Below are 5076 nucleotides of genomic sequence, written 5' to 3'. Positions count from 1 at the left end.
CATAACTCAGAGCCGATAGAGCCGCCTGCCCCAGTCACCATTACGACTTTTCCGCGAATACTGGCAGCCAACAGTTCTTCGCGCGGTGGTACAGGATCACGTCCAAGCAAATCTTCCAGTTCGACCTCTCGCAGCTGATCCACACTAGCCTCACCGGAAACAATCTCCGGCATGGAGGGCACCGTTTGCACATGCACCGGCTGGTCCACAAACAAATCCAGAGCCTTTTTACGCTGCTGTTTATTCGCATTAGGAATTGCCAGCAGTACACGGGCAATTCCATGGCGCTGAAGCACACCTAAGACATCACCTGGTGGATAGACTTTTAACCCCTGCACCACACTACCCCAGAGATTGGAGTCATCATCAATAAAAGCACGAGGGTAAAACTCACGTCCATTATTCAGAGCTACTGCCAACTGCACACCGGCACCACCGGCACCATAAATCAACACAGCCTCTTTATCTGCATAATGCCTGATCAACCACTGATAATAAGCGCGCACCAGCAAGCGTGTACCACCGACATAAATCAGTGTTACCAAAGCAAAATTCACAGGTACTGAACGAGGAAAACCCACAACACCGAAGAAAAATACACCTGCCCACATCAGCAATGCCAAAAGTGCAGCACCTTTAACAACAGCCCAAAGTGCCTGCACGCCCATAAAGCGTACCACTGCACGATACAACCCCAGACGCGCAAAAACAAAAACACCAGCCAGCGGCGTAATAACAAACAACCACCCAAAATTGGAAAGATAAGGCTCCGGCCACCAGTTAGCAAAACGTAGCGCAAAAGCAGACCAAAGCGCCAGAGGCAAAACCAATAAATCAGCCACAACCATCACTAACCGCTTGTAACTGCGATCCAGAGCAGCAATTTTAAGATGAAGCCTAGTGGTGTGTTTTTTCATAAAACTGGCTCAACGTCCTATTTCTTAACCCGATCACCCGAGCCTTTACCTGCCACGGTCATAAAAATATACTTGAAATAATCACCCAACGTCAGGCTCTGAATCATCTTCTGGTCTGTCTCTGCCAGCAGTTCAGGAGTAGACATATCAATCTCACTCACCTGTGCCAAACCGGTTATACCTGGGCGGGCATCAAACACACCCCGCTTGGCACGAGCCTCAGTCAACTCCAGCTGGTTAAACAAACCAGGGCGAGGGCCAACCAGACTCATCTCACCTTTTAACACATTCCAAAGCTGGGGCAACTCATCCAGCTTGGTGCGACGTAAAAAATTTCCAAAAGAAGTGATAGCAGAGCTGCTGGCAAGATGACTGGCCACAGAAGCAGTTCCCACCTTCATGGTACGAAACTTCACCAGAGTGAAAGGCTTCTGAAAACGCCCCACTCGCTCCTGTCTGAAGATGGGAGAACCAGTATCGAAATAACCAATCAGTGCCAGCATAAGCAACACAGGAAAACCAAACGCCAAACCCAACAGCGCAAACAAAAAATCAAATACGCGAATCATTTAAAACACCTTTTCAGCCCTTCTTCCACTGTTACAGGTGGCTGCCACCCCAGCAGGCTCTGTGTTTTAGAAATATCCACCTGTAAAGAACCCAGCAAGCGCTGCGCCACAGCTTTTTTACCCAACACACGGGCTCCGAACATCAACAGCTTAGCAGGCACGGGAACTAATCGAGAAGGTTTACCCATAGCCTGAGCCACACCCCGCAGCAACTCAGTGGTTGACAGATCCTGACCATCACCGGCCAGAAAGACCTGATCCGCTGCGGCAGGGTGATCAACACAAGTCACAATCAAATCCACCAGATTATCCAAGGCCACCAAAGAGCGTTGGTTGTGAATAGCTCCCAGGGGTAAGGGCAAGCCTTTACCCACCAATTTCACCATACTGGCAAAATTACCCTTCACACCAGATCCATATACCAAAGGTGGGCGTATAATCACCACCTCCATACCCGTTTCGAATGCCAATTGCTGTAAACCCTGCTCAGCCTCCAGCTTGGAAACACCATACGCATCTTCCGGTGCAGGTTGATCATCAGGTGAAAATGGGTTGCCAAGCGGGGTTTGTTCGCCATTCACCTTAATAGAACTGATAAAAACAAAACGTTTCACACCCGCTTTAGCAGCCTGCCGAGCCAAGTTAAACGTTCCTTCCACATTCACCCGGTGGTATTCAGCCAGCGGGTCAGCCATCTCATCCTTCATGATATGGGCACGGGCGGCGGCATGAATGACGACTTCACAGCCTGTAAGGGCTTCATGCCAATCTGTGGTTGGCGACAGATCCCCCACACAAAAAGTTGGCACAGCAAGGCTCGTATTTTCAGAACGAACAGTGACAGCAACATCAGCTTTAGAGTCAGCTACTAGACGCTGCAAAACTGCACTGCCGACAAAGCCGGTTGCACCGGTAAGAAGGATTTTCATCAATTAACCTCTAAAAACTACAACCTCAAGTCCGCTTCTTCGGCTTTAAGGACATACTTAAGGTCGTAAAGCACGGCTTCAGACTTGCAGAGCTGCCGAATGCCTTCTGCACCCAGGTCTTTAAACTGATGATGAGCTACGGCGAGGATAACACCCTCATAAGCACTCTGTTCAGGGTGCGTCACCAAGCTCAGGCCATATTCTTCCTGTGCTTCATTGGGATCCACCCAAGGATCATAAATATCCACCTGAACGCCATACTCTCTCAGCTCAGTGACGATATCCACCACACGGGTATTGCGCAGGTCTGGGCAGTTTTCCTTAAAGGCCAGCCCCAGAATCAACACCTTGGCACCATCAACATGAATGCGCTTTTTCAGCATCGCCTTGACCAGTTGCGATACTACATATTGCCCCATACCATCATTAATGCGCCGCCCAGCCAGGATCATTTCCGGGTGGTAACCAATGGATTGAGCCTTATGAGTCAGGTAGTAGGGATCAACACCAATACAATGCCCACCCACCAAACCAGGGCGGAACGGCAGGAAGTTCCACTTGGTTCCTGCCGCTTCTAATACGGATTCAGTATCAATGCCCATCTTGTTGAAAATCAAAGCCAGTTCGTTGATCAGGGCAATGTTCACATCGCGCTGGGTGTTTTCGATCACCTTGGCTGCTTCCGCTACCCGAATACTGCTGGCCTTGTGGGTACCGGCAATAATGATCTCCCGATAGAGTGCATCCACCACCTCGGCAATTTCTGGGTTGGAACCGGAAGTCACCTTCTTGATGGTGGTCACGCGATGCTCTTTATCACCGGGATTAATCCGCTCCGGGCTGTAACCACAGAAAAAATCCTGGTTGTACGTCAGACCAGAAACCCGCTCCAACACCGGCACACAGTCTTCCTCGGTTGCCCCTGGGTAAACGGTGGACTCATAAATCACAATATCGCCCTTCTTCAATACCTTGCCCAGCATTTCGCTGGCCTTGATCAAAGGGGTCAAGTCCGGGCGCTTATAAGCATCAATCGGCGTGGGTACTGTCACAATAAAACAGTTACACTCACTCAGAGCTTCCACGTCTGCTGTAAAAGCCAGTTGCCCAGCTTCTTTCAGCTCATCATCATCCACTTCCAGCGTATGGTCATGGCCGGATTGCAGTTCAGCAATACGTCCCGTATTTATATCAAAACCCACCACAGGGCGTTTTTTTCCAAACTCCACAGCCAAAGGAAGGCCGACATAGCCTAGGCCGATCACAGCCAGTTTGAGAGAAGCCGCATCAATAGAAGTTGCTGAAGTCATGATTTTCCTTGTTTACAATTGCATATTCTTGAGCATAACGGCATTCACCTTATGCACATCAAATTCATCACGGGCACGCTGTAAGGACACCTGTCCCATTTGTTCGACCCGATCCGGCTGTTGAATCAGTTTCACCATAGCAGCTGCCAATTCATCCACCGATTTGGGCTGAACCAGAAAACCATTCTCACCCTCGATAACGGTTTCTCGACAACCAGGGGCGTCCGTGGTAATCACAGCACGACCCATTGCCAAAGCTTCCAGCACACTGCGCGGCGTCCCTTCACGGTAAGAAGGCAAAACAAACACCGAAGCCTCGGCCATTGCGGGGCGCACATCACTGAGCTTGCCTAAATAATCAATAAAGCCACCCGCAATCCAGCGATCCAACTCGGCTTGGGTAATTGACTCAGGGTTTTCATCCAGATAACCGACCAGCATAAAGCGAGCCTCTGGATACTGTGCTTTCAAGCGCTCGGCAGCCTGGGCATATTCACGCACACCCTTATCAATTAACAAACGTGCAATCAGTAAAAAGGTGGGGGTTTCAGGCAAGGCAATTGGCACAAAATGGGCAAGATTCACACCGGACCCTTTCACAACAGTGGAGGCCGTAGCGTTTTTTAAAATACCCAAATCACGAAACAAGGACTCATCATCCGGGTTTTGAAAAAACACCCGTCGACAGCGATTTAATGCCATGCGGTACAAAAATTGTGCAGCTCGTTTAACCAGAGTACGCTTTTTACTGACTACCCCACCCTCAACAAAGGCATAGCCCAAACCGCTGATCAACGCATAACGCTCAGGCACTCGTGCTAAACAAGCCGCAAGAGAACCCCAAATCACTGGCTTGATGGTATAGCCCAAAATCCGCTCAGGCTTGATACGGCACATCAAGCGCCACAAAGCCCAACAGGTTCGCAAATCTGAGAAAGGATTTAAACCAGCGCGACTCATCGGAACATCATGCACCTGTACGCCAAGATTCTGTAAAAACAAACACTCTGAAGAATCAGAAGCCATACCTGGACAAGCCACATGCACCTGCAGGCCTTTGTCCTGAATGGCTTTGATCAAATCAAGACGAAAATTGACGACTGAAGATGGGGAATTGGCGACCAACAGGAAGGACATTATTGACCCTTAGCGTCAGGTGCAGAGCGAACGAAAGCCAAGCGTTGCACTGCTTGCTTTGATTTAAAACTAAGCATTGGCAGCAAGGGTGCTGCAAGAATGATAAAGCCAGCCACAAACTTGGCTCTATGTCTTAATCCTGTACCGAAGTTACCCGTACCAAAAGAGAAAACCAGAATGTACCCCACTAAGATAAACAATATGGCTCTAGTTG

At 49.3% G+C, this 5076-nt stretch carries 5 protein-coding genes and 1 pseudogene; all 6 read right to left on the bottom strand.

The window, feature by feature from the left end:
- Positions 1-917, bottom strand: a pseudogene (locus tag IBX50_RS17050) (polysaccharide biosynthesis protein); the annotation flags it as partial.
- 17 nt (positions 918-934) lie between these two features.
- Positions 935-1486 carry a sugar transferase gene (locus IBX50_RS17045; RefSeq protein ID WP_292257500.1) on the bottom strand — a complete coding sequence of 184 codons (552 nt, stop codon included), beginning with the start codon at positions 1484-1486 and terminating at the stop codon, positions 935-937.
- Positions 1483-2415 carry an SDR family oxidoreductase gene (locus IBX50_RS17040; protein WP_292257499.1) on the bottom strand — a complete coding sequence of 311 codons (933 nt, stop codon included), beginning with the start codon at positions 2413-2415 and terminating at the stop codon, positions 1483-1485. The genes IBX50_RS17045 and IBX50_RS17040 overlap by 4 nt, the downstream gene beginning before the upstream one ends.
- A 17-nt stretch (positions 2416-2432) precedes the next feature.
- The gene (gene tviB / locus IBX50_RS17035; protein WP_292257498.1) at positions 2433-3725 is read right to left on the bottom strand and encodes a Vi polysaccharide biosynthesis UDP-N-acetylglucosamine C-6 dehydrogenase TviB; all 1293 of its coding nucleotides are present in this window, start codon (positions 3723-3725) and stop codon (positions 2433-2435) included.
- 12 nt (positions 3726-3737) lie between these two features.
- Positions 3738-4862, bottom strand: a complete 1125-nt coding sequence (locus IBX50_RS17030; RefSeq protein ID WP_292257497.1) for a glycosyltransferase family 4 protein — start codon at positions 4860-4862, stop codon at positions 3738-3740.
- The coding region (locus tag IBX50_RS17025) for a hypothetical protein (protein ID WP_292257496.1) at positions 4862-5076 on the bottom strand (215 nt) is incomplete at its 5' end. The genes IBX50_RS17025 and IBX50_RS17030, both read right to left, overlap by 1 nt.

The sequence above is a fragment of the Marinospirillum sp. genome (assembly GCF_014859565.1).
This window is presented reverse-complemented; position numbering and strand designations above follow the sequence as displayed.

Coding starts and splice junctions, on each gene's coding strand:
- tviB (WP_292257498.1), bottom strand. CDS start 3,725: ATGACTTCAGCAACTTCTATTGATGCGGCTTCTCTCAAACTGGCTGTG.
- IBX50_RS17045 (WP_292257500.1), bottom strand. CDS start 1,486: ATGATTCGCGTATTTGATTTTTTGTTTGCGCTGTTGGGTTTGGCGTTT.
- IBX50_RS17040 (WP_292257499.1), bottom strand. CDS start 2,415: ATGAAAATCCTTCTTACCGGTGCAACCGGCTTTGTCGGCAGTGCAGTT.
- IBX50_RS17030 (WP_292257497.1), bottom strand. CDS start 4,862: ATGTCCTTCCTGTTGGTCGCCAATTCCCCATCTTCAGTCGTCAATTTT.